At 69.8% G+C, this 25,968-nt stretch carries 26 protein-coding genes and 1 pseudogene; 15 read left to right on the forward strand and 12 right to left on the reverse strand.

Translation table 11 applies throughout. The annotated features are described in order from the left end of the window. The first annotated feature begins 54 nt into the window (after positions 1 to 54). The 4 genes from ACWEQO_RS09625 (at position 55) to ACWEQO_RS09640 (ending at position 6,377) form a co-directional block, all read left to right on the forward strand. The gene (locus ACWEQO_RS09625) at positions 55 to 3,873 is read left to right on the forward strand and encodes a multifunctional oxoglutarate decarboxylase/oxoglutarate dehydrogenase thiamine pyrophosphate-binding subunit/dihydrolipoyllysine-residue succinyltransferase subunit (RefSeq protein WP_452980857.1); all 3,819 of its coding nucleotides are present in this window, start codon (positions 55 to 57) and stop codon (positions 3,871 to 3,873) included. Between the two features lie 89 nt (positions 3,874 to 3,962). Further along, on the forward strand, positions 3,963 to 4,142 hold the full coding sequence (locus ACWEQO_RS09630) for a DUF6104 family protein (RefSeq protein WP_003992906.1): 180 nt from the start codon (positions 3,963 to 3,965) through the stop codon (positions 4,140 to 4,142). Between the two features lie 263 nt (positions 4,143 to 4,405). After that, complete coding sequence (locus ACWEQO_RS09635; protein ID WP_452980861.1) at positions 4,406 to 5,326, forward strand: DUF4097 family beta strand repeat-containing protein; 921 nt, start codon at positions 4,406 to 4,408, stop codon at positions 5,324 to 5,326. 1 nt (position 5,327) lies between these two features. Further along, the gene (locus tag ACWEQO_RS09640) at positions 5,328 to 6,377 is read left to right on the forward strand and encodes a PadR family transcriptional regulator (protein ID WP_361456651.1); all 1,050 of its coding nucleotides are present in this window, start codon (positions 5,328 to 5,330) and stop codon (positions 6,375 to 6,377) included. A gap of 94 nt (positions 6,378 to 6,471) precedes the next feature. Here ACWEQO_RS09640 and ACWEQO_RS09645 read toward each other — a convergent pair whose 3' ends face one another. The 4 genes from ACWEQO_RS09645 to ACWEQO_RS09660 form a co-directional block, all read right to left on the reverse strand. Beyond that, a complete protein-coding gene (locus ACWEQO_RS09645) occupies positions 6,472 to 7,032 on the reverse strand; it encodes a Clp protease N-terminal domain-containing protein (RefSeq protein ID WP_452980864.1) in 561 nt (186 codons plus the stop codon). After that, complete coding sequence (locus tag ACWEQO_RS09650) at positions 7,032 to 7,241, reverse strand: helix-turn-helix domain-containing protein (RefSeq protein WP_037674056.1); 210 nt, start codon at positions 7,239 to 7,241, stop codon at positions 7,032 to 7,034. The genes ACWEQO_RS09645 and ACWEQO_RS09650 overlap by 1 nt, the downstream gene beginning before the upstream one ends. A 115-nt stretch (positions 7,242 to 7,356) precedes the next feature. Next, entirely contained in the window at positions 7,357 to 8,322 is a 966-nt protein-coding gene (locus tag ACWEQO_RS09655; protein WP_452980867.1) for a zinc-binding dehydrogenase, read from the reverse strand. A 197-nt stretch (positions 8,323 to 8,519) separates the two neighbouring features. Beyond that, the gene (locus ACWEQO_RS09660) at positions 8,520 to 9,758 is read right to left on the reverse strand and encodes an NAD(P)-dependent malic enzyme (protein WP_361456642.1); all 1,239 of its coding nucleotides are present in this window, start codon (positions 9,756 to 9,758) and stop codon (positions 8,520 to 8,522) included. 583 nt (positions 9,759 to 10,341) lie between these two features. Between ACWEQO_RS09660 and ACWEQO_RS09665 the strand changes: the two genes are divergently transcribed. The 3 genes from ACWEQO_RS09665 (at position 10,342) to ACWEQO_RS09675 (ending at position 13,096) form a co-directional block, all read left to right on the forward strand. Continuing rightward, a complete protein-coding gene (locus tag ACWEQO_RS09665; protein ID WP_452980870.1) occupies positions 10,342 to 11,304 on the forward strand; it encodes an ABC transporter substrate-binding protein in 963 nt (320 codons plus the stop codon). Positions 11,305 to 11,336: 32 nt separating this feature from the next. After that, positions 11,337 to 12,275 carry an amino acid ABC transporter permease gene (locus ACWEQO_RS09670; protein ID WP_361456636.1) on the forward strand — a complete coding sequence of 313 codons (939 nt, stop codon included), beginning with the start codon at positions 11,337 to 11,339 and terminating at the stop codon, positions 12,273 to 12,275. A 68-nt stretch (positions 12,276 to 12,343) separates the two neighbouring features. After that, entirely contained in the window at positions 12,344 to 13,096 is a 753-nt protein-coding gene (locus ACWEQO_RS09675) for an amino acid ABC transporter ATP-binding protein (protein ID WP_361456804.1), read from the forward strand. 90 nt (positions 13,097 to 13,186) lie between these two features. On the opposite strand, the gene ACWEQO_RS09680 is transcribed toward ACWEQO_RS09675, so the two are convergent. Beyond that, a complete protein-coding gene (locus tag ACWEQO_RS09680) occupies positions 13,187 to 13,957 on the reverse strand; it encodes a class I SAM-dependent methyltransferase (protein WP_452980873.1) in 771 nt (256 codons plus the stop codon). A gap of 100 nt (positions 13,958 to 14,057) precedes the next feature. On the opposite strand from ACWEQO_RS09680, the gene ACWEQO_RS09685 reads away from it, so the two are divergent. After that, complete coding sequence (locus ACWEQO_RS09685) at positions 14,058 to 14,708, forward strand: CGNR zinc finger domain-containing protein (protein ID WP_452980876.1); 651 nt, start codon at positions 14,058 to 14,060, stop codon at positions 14,706 to 14,708. On the opposite strand, the gene sodX is transcribed toward ACWEQO_RS09685, so the two are convergent. After that, entirely contained in the window at positions 14,591 to 15,025 is a 435-nt protein-coding gene (sodX, locus tag ACWEQO_RS09690; RefSeq protein ID WP_361456627.1) for a nickel-type superoxide dismutase maturation protease, read from the reverse strand. The two genes, ACWEQO_RS09685 and sodX, sit on opposite strands and share 118 nt — an antisense overlap. 144 nt (positions 15,026 to 15,169) lie before the next feature. On the opposite strand from sodX, the gene sodN reads away from it, so the two are divergent. After that, entirely contained in the window at positions 15,170 to 15,565 is a 396-nt protein-coding gene (sodN, locus tag ACWEQO_RS09695; RefSeq protein WP_004983535.1) for a superoxide dismutase, Ni, read from the forward strand. A gap of 7 nt (positions 15,566 to 15,572) precedes the next feature. On the opposite strand, the pseudogene ACWEQO_RS09700 reads toward sodN, so the two are convergent. Beyond that, positions 15,573 to 16,532, reverse strand: a pseudogene (locus tag ACWEQO_RS09700) (tyrosine-type recombinase/integrase); the annotation flags it as partial. Here ACWEQO_RS09700 and ACWEQO_RS09705 point away from each other — a divergent pair. The 4 genes from ACWEQO_RS09705 to ACWEQO_RS09720 are packed head-to-tail and all read left to right on the forward strand — an operon-like array spanning position 16,489 to position 19,637. Then, positions 16,489 to 16,905, forward strand: a complete 417-nt coding sequence (locus tag ACWEQO_RS09705; protein WP_452980881.1) for a hypothetical protein — start codon at positions 16,489 to 16,491, stop codon at positions 16,903 to 16,905. The pseudogene ACWEQO_RS09700 and the gene ACWEQO_RS09705 overlap by 44 nt on opposite strands. Before the next feature lie 3 nt (positions 16,906 to 16,908). Then, positions 16,909 to 17,745 (forward strand): hypothetical protein, encoded by an 837-nt coding sequence (locus tag ACWEQO_RS09710; protein WP_452980882.1) that lies wholly within the window; start codon positions 16,909 to 16,911, stop codon positions 17,743 to 17,745. Between the two features lie 55 nt (positions 17,746 to 17,800). Then, the gene (locus ACWEQO_RS09715; protein ID WP_452980885.1) at positions 17,801 to 19,090 is read left to right on the forward strand and encodes a NucA/NucB deoxyribonuclease domain-containing protein; all 1,290 of its coding nucleotides are present in this window, start codon (positions 17,801 to 17,803) and stop codon (positions 19,088 to 19,090) included. 19 nt (positions 19,091 to 19,109) lie between these two features. Beyond that, the gene (locus ACWEQO_RS09720) at positions 19,110 to 19,637 is read left to right on the forward strand and encodes a hypothetical protein (RefSeq protein ID WP_452980888.1); all 528 of its coding nucleotides are present in this window, start codon (positions 19,110 to 19,112) and stop codon (positions 19,635 to 19,637) included. A 302-nt stretch (positions 19,638 to 19,939) separates the two neighbouring features. On the opposite strand, the gene ACWEQO_RS09725 is transcribed toward ACWEQO_RS09720, so the two are convergent. The 5 genes from ACWEQO_RS09725 to ACWEQO_RS09745 all read right to left on the reverse strand — a co-directional run bounded on the left by ACWEQO_RS09725 (position 19,940) and on the right by ACWEQO_RS09745 (position 24,385). Further along, a complete protein-coding gene (locus tag ACWEQO_RS09725) occupies positions 19,940 to 20,179 on the reverse strand; it encodes a hypothetical protein (protein ID WP_452980891.1) in 240 nt (79 codons plus the stop codon). Between the two features lie 100 nt (positions 20,180 to 20,279). Continuing rightward, positions 20,280 to 20,852, reverse strand: coding sequence for a hypothetical protein (locus tag ACWEQO_RS09730; RefSeq protein ID WP_452980894.1), 573 nt, complete (start codon positions 20,850 to 20,852; stop codon positions 20,280 to 20,282). Between the two features lie 119 nt (positions 20,853 to 20,971). Beyond that, positions 20,972 to 21,607, reverse strand: coding sequence for a GNAT family N-acetyltransferase (locus tag ACWEQO_RS09735; RefSeq protein ID WP_452980897.1), 636 nt, complete (start codon positions 21,605 to 21,607; stop codon positions 20,972 to 20,974). Positions 21,608 to 21,769: 162 nt separating this feature from the next. After that, complete coding sequence (locus tag ACWEQO_RS09740; RefSeq protein WP_452980900.1) at positions 21,770 to 22,846, reverse strand: family 2 encapsulin nanocompartment cargo protein polyprenyl transferase; 1,077 nt, start codon at positions 22,844 to 22,846, stop codon at positions 21,770 to 21,772. Positions 22,847 to 22,978: 132 nt separating this feature from the next. Continuing rightward, positions 22,979 to 24,385: a family 2B encapsulin nanocompartment shell protein gene (locus tag ACWEQO_RS09745; RefSeq protein ID WP_452980903.1), complete on the reverse strand. Its 1,407-nt coding sequence runs from the start codon at positions 24,383 to 24,385 to the stop codon at positions 22,979 to 22,981. Positions 24,386 to 24,679: 294 nt separating this feature from the next. Here ACWEQO_RS09745 and ACWEQO_RS09750 point away from each other — a divergent pair, with 294 nt between their 5' ends. Both ACWEQO_RS09750 and ACWEQO_RS09755 read left to right on the forward strand, forming a co-directional pair. Further along, positions 24,680 to 25,270, forward strand: coding sequence for an N-acetylmuramoyl-L-alanine amidase (locus ACWEQO_RS09750; protein WP_452980906.1), 591 nt, complete (start codon positions 24,680 to 24,682; stop codon positions 25,268 to 25,270). Between the two features lie 151 nt (positions 25,271 to 25,421). Continuing rightward, entirely contained in the window at positions 25,422 to 25,904 is a 483-nt protein-coding gene (locus ACWEQO_RS09755) for a DUF6010 family protein (RefSeq protein WP_361456557.1), read from the forward strand. The last annotated feature ends 64 nt before the right edge of the window (positions 25,905 to 25,968 follow it).

The raw sequence follows: 25,968 nt of genomic DNA on the forward strand, positions 1-25,968 counted from the left end.
GCCTTAATTTCCGCTGTCCATCATCTTGTGAAGCGGAAGAGGGCGGTTGACGCCGTGTCGCCACAGTCCCCCAGTAACTCGAGCATCTCGACCGACACCGACCAAGCGGGCAAGAACCCCGCTGCGGCCTTCGGTGCCAACGAATGGCTCGTCGACGAGATCTACCAGCAGTACCTCCAGGACCCGAACTCGGTCGACCGGGCCTGGTGGGACTTCTTCGCCGACTACAAGCCGGGGGCACCCCAAGCCTCCGCGCCGGTGAGCAACACGTCGACGGGGACCGCGGGCACGACGACGGCTCCGCCGGCCACCCCGGCCCAGCCCGCCGCCACGCCCGCGCAGCCCGCAGCCCCGCAGCCCGCCGCCGCGGCGCCGGCCGCCAAGGCCCCGGCGCAGGTGCCCGCTCCGGCGAAGGCCGCCCCGGCCCCCGCTCAGGCCGCCCCCGCCCAGCCCGCCGCCGCGAAGGCCCCGGCCGCCAAGGCGCAGCCCGCCGACGAGGCCAAGCAGGGCCCCGAGCGGGTGACGCTGCGCGGCCCGTCCGCGGCCGTCGCGAAGAACATGGACGCCTCGCTCGAGGTGCCCACGGCCACGTCCGTGCGCGCGCTCCCGGTGAAGCTCCTGTTCGACAACCGCATCGTCATCAACAACCACCTCAAGCGTGCCCGCGGCGGGAAGATCTCCTTCACCCACCTCATCGGCTACGCGATGGTCCAGGCCATCAAGGCGATGCCGTCGATGAACTGGCACTACGCGAAGGTGGACGGCAAGCCCACCCTGGTGAAGCCGGAGCACGTCAAGTTCGGCCTCGCCATCGACCTGGTCAAGCCGAACGGCGACCGCCAGCTGGTCGTCGCGGGCATCGAGAAGGCCGAGACGCTGAACTTCTTCGAGTTCTGGCAGGCCTACGAGGACATCGTCCGTCGCGCCCGCGACAACAAGCTGACGATGAACGACTTCACCGGCGTCACCGTCTCGCTGACCAACCCCGGCGGCCTGGGCACCGTCCACTCCGTGCCCCGCCTGATGCAGAACCAGTCGGTGATCCTGGGCGTCGGCTCCATGGACTACCCGGCGGAGTTCCAGGGCACCAGCCAGGACACCCTCAACAAGCTCGGCATCTCGAAGGTCATGACGCTCACGTCGACCTACGACCACCGGGTGATCCAGGGCGCCGCCTCCGGCGAGTTCCTGCGCGCGATCGCGAACCTCCTGCTCGGCGAGAAGAACTTCTACGACGAGATCTTCGAGGCGCTGCGCATCCCCTACGAGCCGGTCCGCTGGCTCAAGGACATCGACGCCTCCCACGACGACGACGTCACGAAGGCCGCCCGCGTCTTCGAGCTGATCCACTCCTACCGGGTCCGCGGCCACGTCATGGCCGACACCGACCCGCTGGAGTACCGCCAGCGCAAGCACCCCGACCTGGACATCACCGAGCACGGGCTCACCCTGTGGGACCTGGAGCGCGAGTTCGCGGTCGGCGGTTTCGCGGGCAAGACCCTGATGAAGCTGCGCGACATCCTGGGCGTGCTGCGCGACTCCTACTGCCGCACCACCGGCATCGAGTTCATGCACATCCAGGACCCGAAGCAGCGCAAGTGGATCCAGGACCGCGTGGAGCGCACGCACTCCAACCTGGAGCGCGAGGAGCAGCTGCGCATCCTGCGCCGGCTGAACGCCGCGGAGGCGTTCGAAACCTTCCTGCAGACCAAGTACGTCGGCCAGAAGCGCTTCTCCCTGGAGGGCGGCGAGTCCGTCATCCCGCTGCTGGACGCCGTGCTGGACTCGGCCGCCGAGTCCCGCCTCGACGAGGTCGTCATCGGCATGGCCCACCGCGGCCGGCTGAACGTGCTGGCCAACGTCGTGGGCAAGTCGTACGCGCAGATCTTCCGCGAGTTCGAGGGCAACCTCGACCCGAAGTCGATGCACGGCTCCGGCGACGTGAAGTACCACCTGGGCGCCGAGGGCACCTTCACCGGTCTCGACGGCGAGCAGATCAGGGTCTCCCTGGTCGCCAACCCGTCCCACCTGGAGGCGGTGGACCCGGTCCTGGAGGGCGTCGTGCGCGCCAAGCAGGACATCATCGGCAAGGGCGGCACGGACTTCACCGTCCTGCCGGTGGTGATCCACGGCGACGCGGCCTTCGCGGGCCAGGGCGTGGTGGCCGAGACCCTGAACATGTCGCAGCTGCGCGGCTACCGCACCGGCGGCACGGTCCACGTCGTCATCAACAACCAGGTCGGCTTCACCGCCGCCCCCGAGTCCTCGCGCTCCTCGATGTACGCGACGGACGTGGCCCGCATGATCGAGGCCCCGATCTTCCACGTGAACGGCGACGACCCGGAGGCCGTGGTCCGCGTCGCGCGGCTGGCCTTCGAGTTCCGCCAGGCGTTCAACAAGGACGTGGTGATCGACCTCATCTGCTACCGCCGCCGCGGTCACAACGAGTCGGACAACCCGGCCTTCACCCAGCCGCTGATGTACGACCTGATCGACAAGAAGCGCTCGGTGCGCAAGCTGTACACCGAGTCCCTCATCGGTCGCGGCGACATCACCCTGGAAGAGGCCGAGCAGGCGCTGCAGGACTACCAGGGCCAGCTGGAGAAGGTCTTCACCGAGGTCCGCGAGGCGGCGTCCCAGCCGTCGGCCGTCGAGCCCTCGGAGCCGCAGGCCCAGTTCCCGGTGGCGGTGAACACGGCGGTCAGCTCCGAGGTCGTCAAGCGGATCGCCGAGTCGCAGGTCAACATCCCCGACCACGTCACCATCCACCCGCGTCTGCTGCCGCAGCTGCAGCGCCGGGCGGCGATGGTCGAGGACGGCACGATCGACTGGGGCATGGGCGAGACCCTCGCGGTCGGCTCGCTGCTCCTGGAGGGCGTCCCGGTCCGGCTCTCCGGCCAGGACTCGCAGCGCGGCACCTTCGGCCAGCGCCACGCGGTCGTCATCGACCGCGAGACGGGTGCCGAGTTCACGCCGCTGCTGTACCTGTCCGAGGACCAGGCCCGGTACAACGTCTACAACTCCCTGCTCTCCGAGTACGCGGTGATGGGCTTCGAGTACGGCTACTCGCTGGCCCGCCCGGACGCACTCGTGATGTGGGAGGCGCAGTTCGGCGACTTCGCCAACGGCGCGCAGACGGTCGTGGACGAGTTCATCTCGTCGGCCGAGCAGAAGTGGAACCAGACCTCCGGTGTGACCCTCCTCCTGCCGCACGGCTACGAGGGCCAGGGCCCGGACCACTCCTCGGGCCGCCCGGAGCGGTTCCTGCAGCTCTGCGCGCAGAACAACATGACGGTCGCGATGCCGACCCTGCCGTCGAACTACTTCCACCTCCTGCGGTGGCAGGTGCACAACCCGCACCACAAGCCGCTGGTCGTCTTCACCCCGAAGTCGATGCTGCGCCTGAAGGCGGCGGCCTCGAAGGCGGAGGAGTTCACCACGGGCCAGTTCCGCCCGGTCATCGGCGACGAGTCGGTCGACCCGGCCGCGGTCCGGAAGGTCGTCTTCACCGCCGGCAAGGTCTACTACGACCTGGACGCCGAGCGGCAGAAGCGCGGCATCACGGACACCGCGATCATCCGCCTCGAGCGCCTGTACCCGCTGCCGGGCGCCGAGCTCCAGGCGGAGATCAAGAAGTACCCGAACGCCGAGAAGTACCTGTGGGCCCAGGAGGAGCCGGCGAACCAGGGTGCCTGGCCGTTCATCGCGCTCAACCTGATCGACCACCTCGACCTGGCCGTCGGCGCCGACGTCCCGCACGACGAGCGCCTGCGCCGCATCTCGCGTCCGCACGGCTCGTCCCCGGCCGTCGGTTCCGCGAAGCGGCACCAGGCCGAGCAGGAGCAGCTGGTGCGTGAGGTGTTCGACGCCTGACCGACGCCGTCACGGGTCGTTCCCGGCCGGGCCGCACCCCCTCCCAGGGGGTGCGGCCCGGCCCGTTTGCGCCCCATATCCTTGTCCTCATGTACTTCACGGACCGTGGCATCGAGGAACTGGAGAAGCGGCGCGGCGAGGAGGAGGTCACCTTCGAGTGGCTCGCCGAGCAGTTGCGGACGTTCGTCGACCTCAACCCCGACTTCGAGGTGCCGGTGGAGCGCCTTGCGACATGGCTGGCCCGGCTGGACGACGAGGACGACGAATAGGGCGAGCAGGACGAGCAGGACGAGCAGCGGGCGTTCCGGCCGCGCGGGCTCCTCGGACGTTTCACCCCTTCTGTATAAGGACTGATCACCAGAACGAGTGTCTTGACTTTCCCCGACCGCGATATATCGTGAATTACGTGAGACGCGATATGGCGCGTCGGGGTTCTTGCGTGCCGGATGCCCGCTACCGGTACTGCTCCCGGTGGGTCGTCCCGTCGCCTCGCCGTCCGGCAGTCAGGCAGTCCGGCCCAGGAGGTTCCACCATGCCCGCAAGGTCCGAAAGGTCCGTCTCGGAGCCCACGAAGCTCACGTTCGACGAACCGGTGAGCGAGCTCCGCATACGCATCGTCAACGGAACGGTGAACGTGGTGGGCACGGACGAAGGTTCCGCCCGCCTGGAGGTCTCCGAGATCGAGGGGCCGCCCCTGGTGGTCACCCGGCAGGGCGGCACCCTCACGGTGGCCTACGAGGACCTGCCCTGGAAGGACTTCCTCAAGTGGCTGGACCGCAGGGGCCGGCACCGCAGCGCGGTGGTCTCGCTAGCGGTTCCGGCGCAGGCGCGGGTCGAGGTGGGGGTGGTCGGCGCCGGGGCCGTGCTCTCCGGGGTCAAAGGGCCGGCGGTGGTGCGGGGGGTCACCGGTGACACGACGCTGGTCGCCCTCTCCGGCCCGGTCCGCGCGGACACGGTCTCCGGGAACGTCGAGGCCCAGTCCGTCACCGGTGACCTGCGGTTCAACTCGGTCTCCGGCGACCTCACCGTGGTCGACGGGTCCGGGTCCACGGTGCGGGCGGACTCGGTCAGCGGCTCCATGATCGTGGACCTCGCTCCCGACGGCCCCACCGACATCCGGCTGACCAGCGTCTCCGGCGAGATCGCGATCCGGCTGCCCGATCCGGCGGACGCGGAGGTCGAGGCCAACACGGCGAGCGGCTCCGTTTCCAACGCCTTCGACGGCCTGCGGGTGCACGGCCAGTGGGGCGCCCACAAGATCACCGGTCGGCTGGGCGAGGGCAACGGGAAGCTGCGGGCCACCACCGTCTCCGGTTCCATCGCCCTGCTGCGCCGCCCGCCCCAGGAGGAGAGCGAGCCGTGGGACGCGCCGGCCGACACCACGGCCGACGCGACGGCCGAGACCACGGCCGGCGGAACGACTGACGGCACGACCGACAAGAAGGTGCTCTGACATGGCTCCCGTCTTCGCTCACGGACGCCTCCGTCTCTACCTGCTGAAGCTGCTGGACGAGGCCCCGCGCCACGGCTACGAGGTGATCCGCCTTCTCGAGGAGCGCTTCCAGGGGCTGTACGCACCGTCGGCGGGCACGGTCTACCCGCGCCTGGCCAAGCTGGAGGCGGAGGGCCTGGTCACCCACGCCACCGAGGGCGGCCGCAAGGTGTACTCCATCACGGACGCCGGCCGCGCCGAACTGGCCGACCGCAGTGGTGAGCTGGCCGATCTGGAGCTGGAGATCCGGGAGTCGGTCGCCGAACTCGCCGCCGAGATCCAGGCCGACGTCCGCGGCGCGGCCGGCGATCTGCGCCGCGAGATGCGGGCCGCCGCCGGCCAGGCCCGCCAGGGGCGGGACACGGGGACGGAGGCCGGGCCCGACTCCGGCTCCGGCGACTTCACGGGCCCCGGCGAGAAGGACGCCTGGCAGGCCGCCAAGGAGGAGATGCGGCGCGCCAAGCAGGAGTGGAAGGAGCAGGCCCGGCGCGCCAAGGACGAGAGCCGCCGCGCCCGGGACGAGGCCCAGCGCGCCCGCCGTCAGGCCAAGGAGGCCCAGGACCGGGCCGCAGCCCAGGCCCAGGAGGAGGTGCAGCGCATCGCCCGGCGGGTGCAGGAGCAGATGCAGGACCACTTCTCACGCGGCGACTGGCCGACCGGTCTGCGCGAAGGGCTGGGTGAACTGGTCAAGGAGGTGGGCGAGTTCGGCAAGGACTTCGGCTTCGGCCGCACCGGTGCGGAGAGCGGTGCCCCGGCGTCCGGACCGTCGTACTCCCGGACCCCGGAGGACTTCCCGGCCGACTACATCCCGGCCTGGGCGCACGAGGACGCCACGGACTCCACCGGCGACCCCGCGCGGGACCTGGACCGTCTGCTGGACCGGTTCCGGGACGGCATCCGCGACGCGACCCGCGACCACGGCATCACCCCGGACCAGCTCCGCGACGCCCGTCGCCACCTGTCCACGGCGGCAGCCCAGATCGGAGCCCTCCTGCACGCCCCGAAGCCCTGAGCCCGACAGCGGACCGGGCCCCGGCTCCTGCGGCCGGGGCCCGGGGGGTACGGCCGAGGGGCCCCACCGTGCCGTCGGACGGACCACGCCCTCCTCAGGCACACGCCTCCCCCGGGCCGTCGAGCACTCCGGTCAGCGACTCGTGGGTCACCCCGTGGTCGGCGAGCACCTCGGCCGGGACGCCGGGGCGGATGGTCAGGGCGAGAAGGATGTGCTCGTCCCCGATGTGCCGCTCGCGCCGGGCGAGGGCGACGCGCAGGGCCTTCTCCAGCACCTCCTTGGCGCCCTTGCCGAAGCCGGGGCGCCCCGACCACCAGTCCCTGTCCTTCCGGTCACCGGACATCGCCCCGACCCCGTGGGTTTCCTCCACCCGGGCGACGATCTCTCGGACGTCGATCCCCAGCTCCGCGAGGGCGTCGGCCTCGGCCCGTGACAGACCGGCACGGCACCGCGCCTCCTCCAGGGCCCGCCGCACCGACTCCGTGCGCTCGTCGATCCCGAGCGCCGCCAGCGCGAAGGAGGCACGGCTGCCCTCGCGGTCCAGCAGGGCGAGCAACAGGTGCTCGGCGTCGACGGTCCGCGCCTGCGTCCCTTCGGCGCGCTCGACCGCCCCTTTCACCACCGCGCGGGCGTCCTTCGTGAACCGCTCGAACATCACTGCCTCCCGTACTTCTTGTGCACGGCCTGCCTGCTGACTCCGAGCTCGGCAGCGATCTCCTGCCACGACCAGCCCTGATGGCGCGCGCTGCGCACCTGTACGGCCTCCAACTGCTCCAGCAGCCTGCGCAGCGCGGCGACGGCCCGCAGGCCCACCCGCGGATCGCGGTCACCCGCCCGCTCGGCGAGGTCGGTTGCCTCAGTCATGACGTCAACTTACATTGACACCCGGGAATCCGTCAACCCCTGTTGACGCGCCGGCGGCCGGCCCGGAATCCGGACCGGCCGCGAAGACGAACCGCGCACCCTGAGAGCCGCACACCTACGGAGCCGTGAGCACGATCTTCCCGAACTGCCCGCCCGCCTCCATCCGCTCGAAGCCTTCCCGCGCCCGGTCCATGGGCAGCACCTCGTCGATGACGGGCCGCACCCCGGTGGCGGCGCAGAAGGAGAGCAGGTCCTCCAGTTCGTCCTTGGTGCCCATCGTCGACCCGACGATCCTGAGTTCCAGGAAGAAGACCCGGGTCAGCTCGGCGTGCGACGGCCGGTCCCCACTGGTGGCGCCGGAGATCACCAGCGTGCCGCCGGGCCGCAGCGACTTCACCGAGTGGGACCAGGTCGCGGCGCCCACCGTCTCGATGACCGCGTCGACCCGCTGCGGCAGCCGGGCGCCGGGCTCCAGCGCCTCCACCGCCCCCAGTTCCACGGCCCGCTTCCGCTTGGCCTCGTCCCGGCTGGTGGCGAAGACCCGCAGTCCCGCGGCCTTCCCCAGCACGATCGCGGCGGTGGCGACGCCCCCGCCGGCCCCCTGCACCAGGACGGAGTCACCGGGTCGCACCCCGGCGTTGGTGAACAGCATCCGGTAGGCGGTCAGCCAGGCCGTGGGCAGGCAGGCCGCCTCCTCGAAGGACAGTTCCCTCGGCTTGGGCAGGATGTTCCAGGTGGGCACGGCGACCTGCTCGGCGAACGTGCCGGGGTGGCGCTCCGTCAGGATCGACCGGGGCTCGTCCGGTCCCACCCCGTGGCCGGTCTGTCCGATCACGGAGTGCAGGACGACCTCGTTGCCGTCCTCGTCGATCCCGGCGGCGTCGCAGCCGAGGATCATGGGCAGCTTGTCCTCCCCGAGGCCCACGCCCCGCAGGGACCACAGGTCATGATGGTTGAGGGAGGCGGCCTTCACGGTCACGGTGCTCCAGCCGGGCCGGGCCTCGGGAGCAGGACGCTCTCCCAGCTCCAGACCGGAAAGCGGCTGGTCACGGTCGATTCGGGCGGCGTAGACAGCGAACATGGCCCTGACGATAGGCCGCCCGTCCCTCCGACGGAACAACGCGGCGCTGTGAGACACGCCTTCTTGCCCTCACGCCGCACCGCACCCCGGATCCCGGCCCGCATCCCGGTGCACGGCCCGCGCCGTGCGTCCGGCCACCGTGGAAAAGCAGTCGGCCCCGCCCACCCGGGGACGGGGCCGACCCTGCTCCGCACGTCTCAGCGGCGGGCGACGCCCTCCGCACGGGCGGCCGCGGCCACCGCCGCGGTCACCGCCGGAGCGACCCGCTCGTCGAACGGGGACGGAATGACGTAGTCGGCGGAGAGGTCGTCCCCCACCACCGACGCCAGCGCCTCGGCCGCCGCCAGCTTCATCCCCTCGGTGATCCGCGAGGCACGCACCTGCAGCGCGCCCGCGAAGATCCCCGGGAACGCCAGCACGTTGTTGATCTGGTTCGGGAAGTCCGACCGCCCGGTGGCCACCACCGCCGCGTACTTGTGCGCGATCTCCGGGCGCACCTCGGGCTCGGGGTTGGCCATGGCGAAGACGAAGGCGCCCTTCGCCATCGACGCCACCGCCGACTCCGGCACCGTGCCGCCGGAGACGCCGATGAAGACGTCGGCCCCGTCCAGCGCGGTCTCCAGCGAACCGGAGATGCCGGTCTTGTTGGTGAACGCCGCCACTTCCTGCTTGATCGGCGTGAGGTCGTCGCGCTCGCGCGAGAGGACGCCCTTGCGGTCGGCCACCGCGACGTCGCCGATCCCGGCCTCGACCAGCATCTTGGCGATCGCGACACCGGCCGCACCGGCGCCCGAGATCACGGCCCGCAGATCGCCCAGCGCCCGCCCGCTCAGCCGCGCCGCGTTGCGCAGCGCCGCCAGCGACACCACCGCCGTGCCGTGCTGGTCGTCGTGGAAGACCGGGATGTCCAGCTGCTCCTGCAGCCGCCGCTCGATCTCGAAGCACCGGGGCGCCGAGATGTCCTCCAGGTTCACCCCGCCGAAGGACGGAGCGAGCCGGACCACGGTCTCGACGATCTCGTCCACGTCGGTGGTGTTCAGCGCGAGCGGAACCGCGTCCACGCCGCCGAACTGCTTGAAGAGGATCGCCTTGCCCTCCATCACGGGGAGGGAGGCCTCGGGGCCGATGTCACCGAGTCCCAGCACGGCCGTACCGTCGGTGACGACGGCGACGACCGAGGACTTCCAGGTGTAGTCGTGGACGAGTTCCGGCTGCTCGGCGATCGCGCTGCACACCTTCGCGACGCCGGGCGTGTACGCCAGGGACAGATCGTCCCTGTCACGGAGCGGCACGGTGGCCTGCACAGCCATCTTGCCGCCGCGGTGCAGCGCGAATGCCGGGTCGAAGGACTCCAGGGGCTCGGCCCCGCCGTCCTGTTCCGTATGACCCTTCTGGCTTTCGCTGTCGCTGCGAGGATTGACAATCTCCGCTGCCACTTGGTTGACCCCTTAATTGTTCTTGGTCTGAGGGTTGCCGCTCCGGGTGAGGAGCGGGCGGGACCGCGCAGGGCCCGGTGGGTTGATGCGTCGGGCACAGACGCGACGGGCGCGCCGCACACGCGCCCTGGATCCCCGGATGAGGGGTGTAAAGCACCTTCTTACCGGACGGACGCCTTCGGCGACGAGTCCATAACGCAAAGGTCACATGCGGGCGCCGGGGCCCATCGTCCGATTTCAGGACAATCCTCCGGCAGATGGTTGACAAGCGCTCGAGACATGGCAAACACCATGCCCGGGCAACCAATACCACGCCATGATCCGAAGATCTTCCGGTCAGAACGGAGCATTCCCGCAGACCGTCCGGCCATGATGGAACGAATCAGTGCGGTTCGAGCGCCACCCGTTATCCGATTTTGACATGGCAAGCCCACTGGATAGCGCAGTCCGAATGGCAAGATGCGGTAATCACACGAGGTCGCGACACTCGAGGACGTGTGCTCGCGTCGACCCGCGGCACTGCCGGCCCCATCGGCAGTGGCCGAACCCATCGGCATTCCACTCATCCGCCGGAGGAACCACCATGGCCGCACGCACCACCCGTCGTACCCCCGCCGCCAAGTCCCGACTGGCAGCGGTCGGCGCGATCGCGGTCGCAGGCACCCTGCTCATCACCGGCTGCGGTGACCAGACCCAGGACAACGGCGCGAAAAGCAGCGACACAGCGGCCGGCAGCACCGCCCCGCTGGCCGACAAGCTGCCCCAGTCGATCCGCGACAAGGGCGTCATCAAGGTCGGTTCGGACATCGCGTACGCCCCGGTCGAGTTCAAGGACGACTCCGGCAAGGTGGTCGGCATCGACCCCGACCTCGCGGCCGCCATGGGCAAGCAGCTCGGCGTGACGTTCGAGTTCGACAACGGCACCTTCGACACCCTGATCACGGGTCTGCGCTCCAAGCGGTACGACATCGCCATGTCCGCGATGACCGACACCAAGGACCGCCAGGAGGGCATCGACGCCGAGACCGGCAAGAAGGTCGGTGAGGGCGTCGACTTCGTGGACTACTTCACGGCCGGCGTGTCGATCTACACCAAGAAGGGTGACGACCAGGGCATCAAGACCTGGTCCGACCTGTGCGGCAAGAAGGTCGTGCTGCAGCGCGGCACGGTCTCCGAGGACCTCGCCAAGGCCGAGAACGAGAAGTGCCCGGCCGGCAAGAAGATCGCCATCGAGGCCTTCGACAACGACCAGCAGGCCCAGACCCGGCTGCGCTCGGGCGGCGCCAACGCCGGTTCCTCCGACTTCCCGGTCGCCGCGTACGCCGTGAAGACCTCCGGCGGCGGCAAGGACTTCGAGCTGGTCGGCGAGCAGGTCGAGGCCGCCCCGTACGGCATCGCGGTCGCCAAGAGCAACACCGAGCTGCGGGACGCGCTCAAGGCCGCCCTGGATGCGCTGATCGAGAACGGCGAGTACAAGAAGATCATGGACAAGTGGGGCGTCGCGGAGGGCTCCGTCGACGAGGCCACCATCAACGGCGGCAAGTGACCGCGGGCTCGCGGCGCTGAAAGGCAACATCCGTGACTGTTGACATCGACAAGACGACGGGGCCGGGCGGCACACCACCGGCCGGCCCGGAGGCCATCAAGGCCATCCCCGTCAGGCACTACGGACGGTACGTCTCCGCCGTCGTCGCGCTCGCCCTGCTGGGCGGGATCGTGTACGCGTTCTCCCAGGGTAAGATCGACTGGGCCACGATCCCGGACTACTTCTTCGACGACCGCATCCTCAGCGGTGTCGGCAAGACCCTGCTGCTCACCGTGCTGGCCATGACGATCGGCGTCGTCGGCGGCATCCTGCTGGCCGTGATGCGCCTGTCGAAGAACCCGGTGACCTCGTCGATCGCGTGGTTCTACATCTGGTTCTTCCGCGGCACCCCGGTCCTGGTACAGCTGATCGTCTGGTTCAACCTGGGCCTGGTCTTCGAATACATCAACCTCGGGCCGTTCTACAAGGACGAGTGGTCGGACTTCATGACCCCGTTCCTGACGGCGCTGCTCGGTCTCGGCCTCAACGAGGCCGCGTACATGGCGGAGATCTGCCGGGCCGGTCTGCTCTCGGTCGACGAGGGTCAGACGGAGGCCTCGCACGCGCTGGGCATGAGCCACACGAAGACGCTGCGCCGGATCGTCGTCCCGCAGGCGATGCGCGTGATCGTGCCGCCGACGGGCAACGAGGTCATCAACATGCTGAAGACGACCTCGCTGGTGTCGGTCGTCCAGTACCCCGAGCTGCTCCGCGCCGCCCAGGACATCGGCCAGACCTCCGGCGCCCCGGCCGAGATGCTGTTCCTGGCCGCGGCCTGGTACCTGCTGCTGACCTCGGTCTTCAGCGTCGGCCAGTACTACCTGGAGCGTCACTACGCCCGCGGCTCCACCCGTACGCTGCCCGCGACGCCGTGGCAGAAGGTGAAGGCCAACATGCTGGCCCTCGGCCGCCCGAAGGGAGGCGCGGCATGACCGACAAGCCGAGCAAGGCCGGCAGGCCGAGCGGGACGGACGCATCGGTGAGGGATTCCTCCGTTCCCATGGTCAAGGCCGAGGGGGTCCACAAGTCCTTCGGCCCCGTGGAGGTCCTCAAGGGCATCGACCTGGAGGTGAGGTCCGGCGAGGTGTTCTGCCTCATCGGCCCCTCCGGCTCCGGCAAGTCCACCTTCCTGAGGTGTATCAACCACCTCGAGAAGATCAACGCCGGGCGTCTGTACGTCGACGGGCAGCTGGTCGGCTACCGCCAGAAGGGCGACAAGCTGTACGAGCTCAAGGACAGCGAGGTCGCGCTGAAGCGCCGGGACATCGGCATGGTCTTCCAGCGCTTCAACCTGTTCCCGCACATGACGGCGCTGGAGAACGTCATCGAGGCGCCGGTGCAGGTGAGGGGCGTGAGCAAGAAGCAGGCCCGGGAGCGCGCGGGGCAGCTGCTGGAGCGCGTGGGCCTGGCCGACAAGGCCGGGAACTACCCCTCCCAGCTCTCCGGCGGCCAGCAGCAGCGGGTGGCGATCGCGCGGGCGCTCGCCATGGACCCCAAGCTGATGCTGTTCGACGAGCCGACCTCGGCGCTCGACCCGGAGCTGGTCGGTGACGTCCTCGACGTCATGCGCGACCTGGCCGAGTCGGGCATGACCATGATCGTCGTCACCCACGAGATGGGCTTCGCCCGGGAGGTGGGCGACAGCCTGGTCTTCATGGACGGCGGCGTGGTGGTCGAGTCCGGCCACCCGCGCGACGTCCTGACCGACCCGCAGCACGAGCGCACGAAGTCGTTCCTGTCCAAGGTGCTCTGACACCGCACACGGGTGCGCACGGGGCGACGGCCCGTGGCGAAGGGGCGGCACGGATCTCCGTACCGCCCCTTCGCCACGGATCCGCGTGGCTCACTTGAGCGCCAGCAGCAGGGTGTCCGAGGGGGAACACCACACCGGGCGGGCCTCGGCGAAGCCCTTCTCGCGCAGCACGCGCGCGTGCCACGCCGCGGACGGCATGTCGCCGTCGGCGTGTTCGCCGTAGATCTCGAAGCGGCGGGCGGTGGGCTCGGCGAGGACCGGGTCCTCGGCGGCGAGCTGCCACCATTCGGCCCAGTCGAGGACGCCGTCCCGTTTGGCCCGGTCCATGCGCGCGTGGCGCAGGGCACGCTCGGCCGCGTTGATCCCGGGGGTCGTCTCGTCGATCATGCGGTCCGCGTTCATGAAGACACCGCCGTCACGGACTAGGCCGGCGACCTGTCCGTAGAGATCCGCGAGGGGTTCGTCGTGCAGCCAGTGGAGGGCGGTCGCGGTCAGCACGGCGTCGTAGGAGTCGTGGGGAAGCCCCGCCGGCCAGTCGGGATCCTTCAGGTCGGCCGTCACGAAGGTGACCCGCGCATCGCCCGCGAAGGTGCCCTCGGCGATGGTGAGCAGCGCCGGGTCCAGGTCGACGCCGGTGCTGGTGGCGTCCGGGAACCTGGCGAGCAGGCGGGCCGTGATGGTTCCCGTGCCGCACGCGAGGTCCAGCACGCGCGGGGAGGCGCCGACGACGGCCTCCACCATGTCGAGCATGACCCTCAGCCGCTCCTCGCGGTCGGGCATGTACCACTCCTGCTGCCGGTCCCAGCTCTCCTGCCAGGCAGCCCAGTCGGTGGTGGTGGTCCCGGTGCCCGCGTCCGTCATGAATCCGCTCCTTCACCCACGTCACGTAATACCCTGTAAGCGCGATCACCTGTTACCCGACCGCCGACACGACCATAAAGCCACCACGTAAGGACTACAAGTGGAACTGGCCTATTACTCGGATTACGCCGTACGCCTCGTCAACACCGAGGAACCGGCCCGGGGCAAGGACACCCTGACCTCGGTGGAGGCCGTGCGCGCCCTGTTCGGGGCCAACCAGTCCGCGGCGCGGCGCGCGACCGACGCGGACGTGACCCGGTTCCGCTCGGTCCGGGCCCGGCTGCGCGCGGTCTTCGAGGCGGCGGACGGCGGCGACGAGACCCTCTCCGTCGACCTGCTGAACTCACTGCTGCTGGAGTTCCCGGTGAGCCCGCAGATCTCCGGGCACGACTTCCGGGACGACGACGGCCGTCCGCTGTGGCACATGCACCTGGCCGACCATCCGTCCAACGCGACCGCCGGCTACGCCGCCATCGCCGCGATGGGCCTCGCCTTCCACCTCACCGAGTACGGCGTGGAACGCCTCGGCCTGTGCGAGGCCGCCCCCTGCCGCAACGCCTACCTCGACACCTCGACCAACCGCTCCCGGCGCTACTGCTCCGACCGCTGCGCCACCCGGGCCAACGTGGCCGCCTACCGCGCCCGCAAACGCCTGGAGGCCGAGCGGGCGGAGAACACCGGCCGCACCGCCGACAGCACCCAGCCCGCCAGCGCCGACGGCGACCGCCGACCCGGCCTGCGCGGCCGGTAGCGCAGCCGGACCCGGCCGAGCACCAGCTCGTCGGGCACCACCCCGTAGTCGGTGCTGTCACCGCCCGCGTACGTGTTGTCCCCCAGCACCCACCAGCCGCCCTCGCGCCGTTCGGCGGCACGCTTCACCACGAGCAGATCCTGCTGGAACGGATGGCGCAGCACCACCACGTGGCCCGGCTTGATCCGGGCCCCGTAATGCACCAGGAGCCGGTCCCCGTGGTGCAGCGTGGGCACCATGGACGGCCCCGTCACCTCGGCCACCCCGAAGGGCAGCGCCGCCCCCGCCCGTTCGGCATCCTGCGACAGCTCCGGCATCACCCGGCACCTCCCCGGTTCTTCTCCACCAGTCTCAGTCTGTCCCCCGACTTTTGTCCTAGGCCCCCGGGGGCACTCGCCAAATCATCTCCTCCACGGAGTAATGTCCCCTGTGAGAAGACGATCACGAGGAAGGATTGCTCCATGCTTTCCCGCCTGTTTGCCCCCAAGGTCAAGGTCAGCGCCCACTGCGACCTGCCCTGCGGCGTCTACGACCCCGCCCAGGCCCGCATCGAGGCCGAGTCGGTGAAGGCCGTCCAGGAGAAGATGGCCGGCAACGACGACCCGCATTTCCAGGCCCGCGCCACCGTCATCAAGGAGCAGCGCGCCGAGCTGGCCAAGCACCACGTCTCCGTGCTGTGGAGCGACTACTTCAAGCCCCCGCACTTCGAGAAGTACCCGGAGCTGCACCAGCTGGTCAACGACACCCTGAAGGCCCTGTCGGCCGCCAAGGCCTCGACCGACCCGGCCACCGGCCAGAAGGCGCTGGACTACATCGCCCAGATCGACAAGATCTTCTGGGAGACGAAGAAGGCCTGATCTTCGATCATGCCTGTTGACCTGCGATTACTTCGGTTGCAGTGTCTTCCTGTCCGCACCCGGTCCGCAAGCCGCCGAGCACGGCGTCCATGACGGTCCGGGTGCGGTCTTCTTCGCCCGGCCACAGATGGGCGTAGATCCGCAGCGTGATGACGGCGGACGCGTGGCCGAGGATCAGCTGCACCTGCTTGACGCTCGCTCCACCGGCGATGAGGGCGGAGGCGTAGAAGTGCCGCAGGTCGTGGGTCACCATGTGCGGCAGCTCGGCGGGCTTGCGGCCCTCACGCTCGGCGGCTTCGTTCTCGGTCGTCTGGAGCGCGCGACGGGCGCAGTTCCACTCGGTCTTCCAACGCCGGCAGTTCAGCGGCTCCCCCCCTCCTCCATCGTGAACAGCCACTCCTGGGAGGGGCGTGCGGCGAGGCGCGCGAGGAGCGCGTCGGTCACGACCTCACCGACCGGGACCGTACGCCGGGACTCGGCGGTCTTCGGCGGGCCGATCTTCCCGGACTGGAGCCGCTGTCGCTCGACGCTGAGGGTGTCGGCCTTGAAGCCGACGTCCGACGCCTCGAGACCGATCAGCTCACCCATGCGCAAGCCCGAGCCGGCGAGTGTGACGACGGCCGCGCGGGTGTAAGGCGGCATCACACGAGCCATGGCCTCGGGCCTGCGCGACCGTGGGCGGGGTGACCTCCTCGTCCGGCATGAGCGGGAGGGTGGTCCGGCGGCACGGGCCGGCTGGAATGACCTTGTCCTCGACGGCCGCAGTCATGACGCGCACGAGGACGTCGTAGACGTTGCACCCACTGCCGCGGCCGAACTGTTCGGACAGGTTCTTGAACAGCACCTGGATGTCGTTGCGGCGTATCGCCGCCATGGTGCGGGAGCCGAGCGCCGGGACGAGGTGCAACCGCAGCGCGTTCTCCGTGATGCGCTCGGCCGCCTCGCCCGCGATGAGGGACTTCTCCCACTACAACGCCCGCATCACCTTCTGGGCGATGACGTGCAGCCAGCCGGGCGAGCCGATGATCGGCGGCTTCGCCACCTGGCGCAACGTGCCCATCACATTCGATCAGACCGACACGGGGTCGGCGACCGTGCAAGTAGCCAACTACCTGCGCGTCAGCCCGAACACGTCGAGCAGTCCGTTGGCCCCCAACATCGAGATCGGCCTGTACACGGAGAAGACGGGGAAGACCACCCATACCTACGGGCCGCGCTGGTCGGAGCTCACCACAAGCGGCGGTCGCACGCAGGCCATCAAGGTCGGGATCAATCCAACCAAGCCGAACAAACGCAACCACACCTACATGACTGCCCGTCAGGACAACGGCAACCAGTGAGACGTGCTCTACGACTTCAACAAGGTCGGCTCCACCACCAAACAGCTCAAGGTGATCGGTGGCAGCACCAACCGCATCGACGTCGGCCTTGAGGTGACCGGACCGAAGTACGTGAACGTTCCCTCGATCGCGAACCGCATGCAGTTCATGACCGGGAACAAGGTGTGGCAGCAGGTGGCGACGGGCAACGTGGCCAAGTCCGTCACGCTGCCCGCGTGCAACACGAGTCACAAGCCGCCGAACTGCTTCACCGTCAAGCTGACCGACAACAGCAAGTTCGTCCAGTGGACCGTGAGCAAGCCGCGTCGGCAGGCCACCGCCGTGGCCTCCCCGGCTGCCATGCCCGTTACTCCGACACACAGCCCGGACACTGCCGCAGTCAGCCTGCCCGCTACGTTCAACGGCGTGGACCAGCAGGCTCTGCAATCCTGCCTGGAGAACGACCCCGACAGCTGTCTGGCCACTGTGCCCGGCCTGTCGGAGTGCGTGGTCACCACACGGGTCTGCAACGCCGCCGCTCTACCGTCCGGTGAGCCACCGGAAGACGCCGCAGCCGATGCGGGGGTATCGGCCGCCGACATCCGGGCCCGTGCCGCAGCCGCCTTCGACGTCCCCAGCGACGCCCTTGCCATCGAGCCGCCCGCTTCACCCGCTGCGCTGAAGGCTCACCCGCACGCGGCCGACGGCAGCGGCCACGCCGCATGGACAGTGACCTCCACCAACTCCACCCCCGGCCTGCAGCGCACCGACCGCCGCTTCGACGGGTTCACCGCCCGCTACTCCGCACGCACCGGCGCGCTGCTGGAAGCGTGCTGGGGCGACCTGTGCGACGCCTCGTGATCACCACATGTCGCAGCTGCTCCGCCGCTTCCTCACGCTTGCAAGGAGTCCACTGGTGAACATACGCACCGCACTGATACGTCTCGCCCGCGGCGCCGCCACCGCGGCGGCCCTGACACTGCTGACCGCAGCCACCACCACCGCCACCCACGCCGCTCCGACCACGAACGACCCGGGTCCCGACGGCACGGTGTTCATCGACGCCGCATCCCTCCCCGCCGACGAACTGCGCGGCCTCGACCAGCCCGTCCCGTACGCCGAATACGCCCGGTCCCATGAATCGAAGTCCGTGGCGCGGCAAGCGGCGGCCGATCCGGCTCCCGGCGACCAACAGGATCTGCGACAGCAGTGCGCCGACCGCGCGGCGCAGGCCAAAACCGCCACCGGCTGGATCAAGTCCCGCTTAGAAAGCTGCCAGAAGCGCCCCTTCGACCTGGTTCTGCGTGACCTCAAGGGCACCACCACGCTCGGCCGCCTCTGGTTCGACCAATGGATCCTCGGCTTCGCCTACGACGGCAGCCGACGCGTCGACTACGTCGCCGGCATCGAGAACATACGCGTCCAGCCGATACCCACCGAAGATGCCACGAAGTGGCGGCTCGGCCAGCACTTCCGCCACCACATCAACGCGTCCAAAAGCGACCCGGACCCCAAGGTGACCGCGCCGCAGACCGAGGAGCGTGACGAACTGATCGGAGGGTGGGACAGCAAGCCCCACTGGACCCTCACCTACATCTCTCCGGACAAGGGCGCCCTGTTCGACCAGGGCAACCAGCAGCGCGTCTTCTCGACTGTCTCCATGGACCTGAGCGTCAGCTCCCCCAATGCCGCTCCCTTCACCGAAGGCGGAGGCGTCTACAGCTCCAGCATCCGCTACGACTACGCCGGAAAGATCGCGGGCAAGCACAAGGGCACCGTCTTCACCAAGGCCCGCGTGGAACTCGTGATGAGCCAGAAAGACCCGGCAGTCAACGAAAGCGCCCTTCACATCTACGACGCCCTGAACCGCCCTGAGCGGACCTTCCCCTCCTGGCCCGGCAAAACCGTCCCGGGGGCGAAGGAACCACTGCACCGACTCGTCAACCAGACCAAGATCGACGAAAATCGCGAGAAGTCCATTCGGGAATGCAAGAAAGTCTGGGGCGACTACGCAGGAAGCGGCCTGCAATGTGACGAGTACCCCTTCGCCTCCACCAAGGAAGGCTCCACCAAGGGCGACAACCGCTTCTCCGTCCGGCTCATCGACGGTCCGGACAACCGCAAGGGTGGAGAGCGCCTGGCCGCGATGTACACGATCAACCGCATCCTGGACGGCGACCCCTTCCATGTGAAGATCACCAACTAGCAGGAAGGCCCCACTGACCATGGTGCTTCTCGCCGAACACAACGCCACCGCTACTCCGGGCCGCTGCGTTGTGGAGGTGTACGACGCCGATGCCTACATCGGCGACGAAGCAGCCCTGGACGCTGCAGAGGTACAGGTGGTCGCCGGCAACGGCTACCACCTGTACCTCCTCAGCCTGCAACCTGACATCGACGTCCAGGTGACCATCCGTATCTGGGACACACCCCCTGCACCGCCCGCCGACGCCGAAGGTCATGTCGACATCAGCATCGAATCCGAAACGGGCATTCTCGTGATCAGCCAACTCGACCGCGGGCCCGCCGACGAGATGTTCCTCCCCCGCCCCGGAGTCTATGAAGGCCACGCCTGGTGGGAGAACCGGCAAGCGACAGCCGACTACTACGCAAGGACGCTCAACCACCCCACCGACGACACCTTCGAAGACCACCTCACCCAGGCGTGGAACAACCCCCCGGTCACCGAACGCTACGTCCTGGACCTCGCCTACATCCGCGAACCCGAACCGGTCGACGAGGAAGACCTGTAAGGCCGGGGAAGACCTGTAAGGCCGGGCCAGTCCGCAGCACACCCGGACGGGACCGTCGTAAGCCATCACCAGCAATCGGGGAAAGGCCAGGTCAGTGACCTGCAGCGAACATTGCCGCAGGTCACCGCCCCCCATTACCAGGAGACGAAGAAGACCTGATCCCTCGATCATGCCTGTCGACCAGCGCTGTCTTCTTCAGCCGCCCGGTCCTCCACCCGCACCCGGCCCGCAGACCGCCACCCCGGCGCCCTGGCGGCCGGATGCGGTCGTCTTCGCGGTCACCGGGCGGTCGCGGGTACGCGTCAGGGCGCGGAACGCGGGCCTGCTTCCTTCGTGGGGTCCGTGTTCTCGGCGAGCTCGGTCCGGAGGGTCCCGGTGGGAGGTCCGGCGACGGCGTCGTGGTCCGGGCACCGCTCGCACTTCGGGTTGCCGCACGGTCCGTGGACCCAGGTCGGGACCCATGCGCCCAGCGTCTTGTGGCGCCGGACGACCATCTCCACTGGCTGTCCGCAGGCGGGACAGACCGGCTCATCGCTGCCCATGTCCCCAGGGTAGGTCCGGCGGCGGTTCAGTGCCTCCTGCTGTACGTCCGCACCGGTACGCCGTCCCGGAACGTGCGCACCGGCTCGAGCGCGCACTCCGTCACCGCGAGGTCCGTGCCGCCCCGGCGGCCGGTACGGCTGGTACGGCCTCGCGTTCGGCGCCCGCGGGCCAGACGATCTCGACGGGGATGCCCCGGGCGCGGGCGTACGTCACCAGATGGGCGGTGGCGTCGCGGCCGTTGGACGGCGACCCGTCCCAGACCGCCAGGAGAAGGCCGCCGGAAGCGACCACCCGCTCGTCCGCACCGACGCAGGAATCACGGTGGTACGGGTCGTACTCCAGCAGCCGCGCCTGGTCGGCGAGGTTCAGCAGCTCACCGGCGGCCATCCGGTCGCGCCGGGGCGGCATGGCGGGAATTCCGTCGTCCGTGGGGATGACGACGATCAGACGGCGGCCCGACGCACGCGCCGCGCGGCCGAACGCCAGCGGCGCTCCCGCCCCGCACCGCACCATGGCCGATCCCCGCACGCGGCGTTCCTCCAGACGCCGCCGTAGCTCGCACTCCACCAGCTCGAGCGTGCGCGGGGTGAGATCGGCGTGCCCGACCAGCACGATCTCCCCGACCGCCCCTCCGTCGTGTCCCGCCCCGCCGTCACGCGCCGTCGTACTCATCTCGCCCCTGACAGTCCTCGGCCTCCGGTCCCGGCCAGTGAAGCCGGGGCACGGACCGGTGGCCAGGGCCGAACGTCCCTGACTTGGGAGGTGAAACCGAGAAGAGGGAAGCGGGGCGGTCAGGCGTGGTCGAAGAGCCGACCGGCCGCACGAGTGCGGGGTTCGCGCCACATCGGCCACATGCGGGGGCCGTCCGGGAGGAGCAGGGGCTCGCCGGCCGGGGCGAAGCCGAGGCGTTCGTACAGCACGCGGCTGCGGACGCTGCTCGCCTCCAGATAGGCCGGCAGCCCCTCCCGGTCGCAGCGGTCGAGGACCGAGCCGATGAGCGCGGTGCCGAGTCCCTCGCCCTGCCGGGCAGGCGTCACGCCGATCATCCACAGGTACTCGTGGGCCCGCCCGGAGGGGTGGATGCCCGCCGTCAGCCGGCCGATCGTCTCCACCCGTTCGTTCTCCGGGTCGACGGCACGGCGCACCCGGGCCGGCCCCTCGTCGTCCTCGGGCGTCCCGTCACCGTGCTCGTCCGCCGGCACCGACAGCCACAGCGCGCACGCCGAGCCGTCCTCCGTGACGTCGACGCGTCCCTCGGCGAGCACGATGTCGGTGAAGGCGGCCATCAGCCTGTGGTGCGTCGTACGGCGGTACTCCTCACCGGGGAAGACCCAGCTGCTCACCGGGTCGTCCTGGAACGCCTCGTCCAGAAGCCGGACCAGTAACTCCCGGTCTCCGTCCCCCGCCGTCCGGATCGCCACGCCCATGCCTGCCCCTTCACCTCAACTCTCGCCTACCGTACGCCAGTTGAGCCTAACGTGAGGACAGCGGCCGATGCTTGTCGAGACCCCCTCCGGGTCTCCTCCGGCTCCGCCGCATGCGCGGTGGGCCCCGCACACCGTGGGGAAGTGCGGGACCCACCGGGCGGTCTACGCGGTGCGCCGGGTCACGAACTCGGCGAGGGCCAGCAGACCGCCCGCCGCCTCCGGATCGGGCACCGCGCGAGCGAGTTCCTGCATCACCCGGGCCATGCGGTCGGCCGCCTGGGCCTGCGCCCAGTCGCGGCCGCCCGCCCGTTCCACGGTCAGGGCGATGTACTCCAGGTCCTCCTCCTCCGCGTGCGGAGCCCCGTAGAGGCCGGCGAGTTCGGACGCCGCCGGGGTGCCGGAGGTGAGCGCGGCGACCACCGGCAGGGACTTCTTGCGGGCTGCCAGATCCGCACCGACGGGCTTGCCGGTGCGCCTGGGGTCGCCCCATATGCCGATCACGTCGTCGATGAGCTGGAAGGCCAGCCCCGACTCACGGCCGAACGCGTCCAGCGCCGCCACCTCCGCCGCCCCGGCACCCGCGTACAGCGCGCCGAGCGCGCAGGCGCAGCCGAGCAGCGCACCCGTCTTGGCCTCGGCCATGGCGAGGGTCTCCTCGAGGGTGACCTCACCGGGGGCGCGCCCCTCCATGGCCGTGTCCGCCTGTTGTCCGGCGCACAGTTCGACGACGCAGTCCGCCAGCCGGGCCACCGCGGCCCGGGACGCGGGGTGCGGGTCCTCGGCGAGCAGCCGCAGGGCGAGTGCCTGGAGGGCGTCTCCGGCGAGGATCGCGTCGTCGTCGCCGAACACGGTCCATGCGGTGGGCCGGTGGCGCCGGGTGGTGTCCCGGTCCATCACGTCGTCGTGCAGCAACGTGAAGTTGTGGACCAGTTCCACCGCGGCGGCCGCCCGTAACGCCGCCGCCCTGGCCGCGGATCCGCCGAGGGCGGCGGCCGCGGCGAGGACCAGTGCGGGGCGGATGGCCTTGCCGGACCCACCCGCGGCCGGGGTGCCGTCCGCGTTCTCCCAGCCGAAGTGGTAGAGACCGACCCGGCGCAGCGGGCCGGGCATCGAGCCGATGGCGGCCCGCAGCACGGGGACGACCTCGGCCCGTGCCCGCTCCAGCAGGATCGTCGCCTCGTGACACTCGACGGGTCGGTACTCGCTCTCCGTCTTCGGCTCGGTCATCGATTCCGTCATGGACTCACCTCTGGACCCGTCTCGGAGAAGGAGCGGAGGTGGTACTTCCGCCTGCGCCACGCGCGTACCCCCCAGGGTGTACCCGCCCGGACGGGCAGGGACACGGCGTACGCGCCGAAAGATCGCGGAAGGTCACCGCCAGCGACCGATCTCGACGTTCTCCAGGACACCGAGCGCGTCCGGCACCAGGACGGCAGCCGAGTAGTAGGCCGTGACCAGGTACTTGATGATGGCCTGTTCGTTGACGCCCATGAAACGCACGGACAGACTCGGCTCGATCTCGTCGGGGAGGCCCGACGCCCGCAGGCCGATGACGCCCTGCTCCTCCTCGCCCGTACGCAGCGCGATGATGGAGGTCGTACGCTCCTCCGTCACCGGGATCTTGTTGCACGGGAAGATGGGCACACCCCGCCAGGTGGGGATGCGGTTGCCGGACATGTCGATGGTCTCGGGGACGAGTCCGCGCTTGTTGAGCTCGCGGCCGAACGCGGAGATCGCGCGCGGGTGGGCGAGGAGCAGCTTGGTCCCGCGTCGCCTGCTGAGCAGTTCGTCCAGGTCGTCGGGGGCGGGTACGCCGTCGTGCGGCTGGATCCGCTGGTCGTACTCGCAGTTGTGCAGCAGGCCGAAGCTCCGGTTGTTGATGAGTTCGTGCTCCTGGCGCTCCTTCAACGCCTCGACGGTCAGCCTGATCTGCTGCTCCGTCTGGTTCATGGGCTGGTTGTAGAGGTCGGCCACGCGCGTGTGGATGCGCAGCACGGTCTGGGCGACACTCAGTTCGTACTCGCGGGGCTTGGCCTCGTAGTCGACGAAGGTGTGCGGGATGTCCGGTTCCCCGCTGTGGCCGGCCGCGAGATCGATCTCCCGCTCGCCGTACTTGTTGGTGCGCCGGCTCGGAACGGAGCGCTGCTCCCGGAGGTGCTCGCGCAGCGTCTCGGACCGCTCGGCGACCTGCTCGACGGCGTCACGCGGCAGGACAAGCACGGTGCAGGCGGTCAGGGTGCGGGTGGTGTACTCCCAGATGGCGCCCTCGTCCAGGAGCGCCTGGTCGCCGAAGTAGGCGCCGTCGGCGAGGATTCCGAGGGACTCGTCGCCCCCGTAGGGGCCGGTGCCGACCTTCTCGACCCTGCCGTGGGCCAGCAGGAACACCTCGTCGGCCGGACTGCCGAACGAAGTGATCACCTGGCCGGCCCCGATCTCCCGCTGCCGGCAGCGGGTGGCCAGCTCCGCGAGCACTTCCTCGTCCTCGTACGACCGCAGGGCCGGCAGCTCGCCCAGCTCCGCCGGGATCACCTCGACGCGGTCACCGGTCTTCACGAAGGTCACCCGGCCGTCCCCGACGGCGTACGTCAACCGCCGGTTCACCCGGTACGTACCACCCTGCACGTCCGTCCAGGGCAGCATGCGCAGCAGCCAGCGCGAGCTGATCTCCTGCATCTGCGGTACGGACTTGGTGGTGGTGGCCAGGTTCCGCGCTGCCGCCGTACCGAGGCTCTGCTGCTGCCGGGTCTGCTCCGTGCGGACCTCTTCGCCTACCGACATAAGGAATTGCCCTCCCAGTTGTGACCGGCGCCCATCCGTGCCGGGCGTCGGTCTCCGCGACAGAGCCTTCCGCACGGAACGTGGCTGCGGTATTACCCGAATGAGCGAGAATGGATCTTCGGTTCCATGGGCATTCATGGGGGTTCCGTTCGGCGGCGGCCCGGCGACCGGACATTGTCCGGATCGGCTCGTACGGGGCCGGGGCGATTGGTTGCGCCCGCTCCGTTTAGGTATAGGCACCGGTACGAGGCGGCCGCGCCCGGCGGTCGTCACGGTGCGAGAAGGAGGGCGGTCATGGCCCCACCCATGTCCGCGAGCGCGTTCCTGAGCGCTCTGAAAGCAGAGGGTCTCAAGGTCGTCGAGGTCGGCGACTGGCGCGATCACAACCGCAACCACAAGGGCCCCTGGGGCCCGGTCCACGGTGTGATGATCCATCACACCGTCACCCGGGGCAGCGCCCGAACCGTCGAGCTGTGCCGCGATGGCTACGCGGACCTGCCCGGACCGCTGTGCCACGGCGTCATCACCAAGGACGGCCGGGTCCACCTCGTCGGCTACGGCAGGGCCAACCACGCGGGCCTGGGCGACGACGACGTGCTGCGCGCCGTGATCGCGGAGAGGACGCTCCCCGCGGACAACGAGCAGAACACCGACGGCAACCGGTACTTCTACGGCTTCGAGTGCGAGAACCTGGGCGACGGGGAGGACCCCTGGCCCGCGGCGCAGCTGGAAGCCATCGAGCGGGCCGCCGCAGCGGTCTGCCGCCACCACGGCTGGAACGAGCGATCGGTGATCGGGCACCTGGAGTGGCAGCCCGGGAAGGTGGATCCGCGCGGGTTCACGATGGCGTCGATGCGGGCGCGCATCCGTGACCGGCTGAAGTGACACGGCGGAGGGGACGTACCCGGGTGTGCGGGGTGCCGAGCCGGGCCTGGCGACAATCCGTCGGAAGCTGTCGCCCGGCCCTCTGGGCGTGCGGGAAACCCGCTTCTAGCGTGGTGAGCGACCCCAGGCCCGTCCAGGAAAAGGCTCCGTCATGCAGTACGTCGTCCCCGTCGGCATCGGTGTTCTCTACGCCCTGCTGATGTCCCTCGTCCGCGAGCCGCACCGGCGGCGGCTGAACGCCGTCATGGTGGCCGGCGCGGGCGCCGCCTACCTCAGCGGGGGCGGCCTGGGCGGCTGGGAGTTCGCCTTCACGGCGCTGATCACCTATGTCGCGTTCCGCGGCCTGGACTCGTGGACGTTCATCGGCGTCGGCTGGCTGCTGCACACCGCGTGGGACGTCGTCCACCACCTCGAGGGCAACCCCATCATCCCGTTCGCCCCCACCTCGTCGCTGGGCTGCGCGATCTGCGATCCGGTGATCGCCCTGTGGTGCCTGTGGGGAGGCCCGTCCCTGATCGACCTCGTCCGCCGCCGGGGCCGCGGCCACCGCCACGGCGGCACGGAACCTGCCACCACGGAGGCTGCCGGGCTCCCCGGCACCGGGGAGCCGACCCTGAGCGGTAGTTCGAACTGACGAAGAAAGTCGGCCACGCGTTCGCCCGCGAGGCGACCGACGGCGGCGAAATTCAGCCATGCTC

It is taken from the genome of Streptomyces sp. NPDC004051, from assembly GCF_053604275.1.

Excerpts from the sequence above, each read along its gene's own strand:
- ACWEQO_RS09675 (WP_361456804.1), top strand. The coding sequence starts at position 12,344 with ATGGTCAAGGCCGAGGGGGTCCACAAGTCCTTCGGCCCCGTGGAGGTC.
- ACWEQO_RS09645 (WP_452980864.1), bottom strand. The coding sequence starts at position 7,032 with ATGTTCGAGCGGTTCACGAAGGACGCCCGCGCGGTGGTGAAAGGGGCG.
- ACWEQO_RS09725 (WP_452980891.1), bottom strand. The coding sequence starts at position 20,179 with ATGGGCAGCGATGAGCCGGTCTGTCCCGCCTGCGGACAGCCAGTGGAG.
- ACWEQO_RS09635 (WP_452980861.1), top strand. The coding sequence starts at position 4,406 with ATGCCCGCAAGGTCCGAAAGGTCCGTCTCGGAGCCCACGAAGCTCACG.
- ACWEQO_RS09650 (WP_037674056.1), bottom strand. The coding sequence starts at position 7,241 with ATGACTGAGGCAACCGACCTCGCCGAGCGGGCGGGTGACCGCGATCCG.
- ACWEQO_RS09665 (WP_452980870.1), top strand. The coding sequence starts at position 10,342 with ATGGCCGCACGCACCACCCGTCGTACCCCCGCCGCCAAGTCCCGACTG.
- ACWEQO_RS09720 (WP_452980888.1), top strand. The coding sequence starts at position 19,110 with ATGGTGCTTCTCGCCGAACACAACGCCACCGCTACTCCGGGCCGCTGC.
- ACWEQO_RS09740 (WP_452980900.1), bottom strand. The coding sequence starts at position 22,846 with ATGACGGAATCGATGACCGAGCCGAAGACGGAGAGCGAGTACCGACCC.
- ACWEQO_RS09640 (WP_361456651.1), top strand. The coding sequence starts at position 5,328 with ATGGCTCCCGTCTTCGCTCACGGACGCCTCCGTCTCTACCTGCTGAAG.
- ACWEQO_RS09735 (WP_452980897.1), bottom strand. The coding sequence starts at position 21,607 with ATGGGCGTGGCGATCCGGACGGCGGGGGACGGAGACCGGGAGTTACTG.
- ACWEQO_RS09680 (WP_452980873.1), bottom strand. The coding sequence starts at position 13,957 with ATGACGGACGCGGGCACCGGGACCACCACCACCGACTGGGCTGCCTGG.
- sodX (WP_361456627.1), bottom strand. The coding sequence starts at position 15,025 with ATGCCGGAGCTGTCGCAGGATGCCGAACGGGCGGGGGCGGCGCTGCCC.
- ACWEQO_RS09630 (WP_003992906.1), top strand. The coding sequence starts at position 3,963 with ATGTACTTCACGGACCGTGGCATCGAGGAACTGGAGAAGCGGCGCGGC.
- ACWEQO_RS09730 (WP_452980894.1), bottom strand. The coding sequence starts at position 20,852 with ATGAGTACGACGGCGCGTGACGGCGGGGCGGGACACGACGGAGGGGCG.
- ACWEQO_RS09745 (WP_452980903.1), bottom strand. The coding sequence starts at position 24,385 with ATGTCGGTAGGCGAAGAGGTCCGCACGGAGCAGACCCGGCAGCAGCAG.
- sodN (WP_004983535.1), top strand. The coding sequence starts at position 15,170 with ATGCTTTCCCGCCTGTTTGCCCCCAAGGTCAAGGTCAGCGCCCACTGC.
- ACWEQO_RS09655 (WP_452980867.1), bottom strand. The coding sequence starts at position 8,322 with ATGTTCGCTGTCTACGCCGCCCGAATCGACCGTGACCAGCCGCTTTCC.
- ACWEQO_RS09755 (WP_361456557.1), top strand. The coding sequence starts at position 25,422 with ATGCAGTACGTCGTCCCCGTCGGCATCGGTGTTCTCTACGCCCTGCTG.
- ACWEQO_RS09750 (WP_452980906.1), top strand. The coding sequence starts at position 24,680 with ATGGCCCCACCCATGTCCGCGAGCGCGTTCCTGAGCGCTCTGAAAGCA.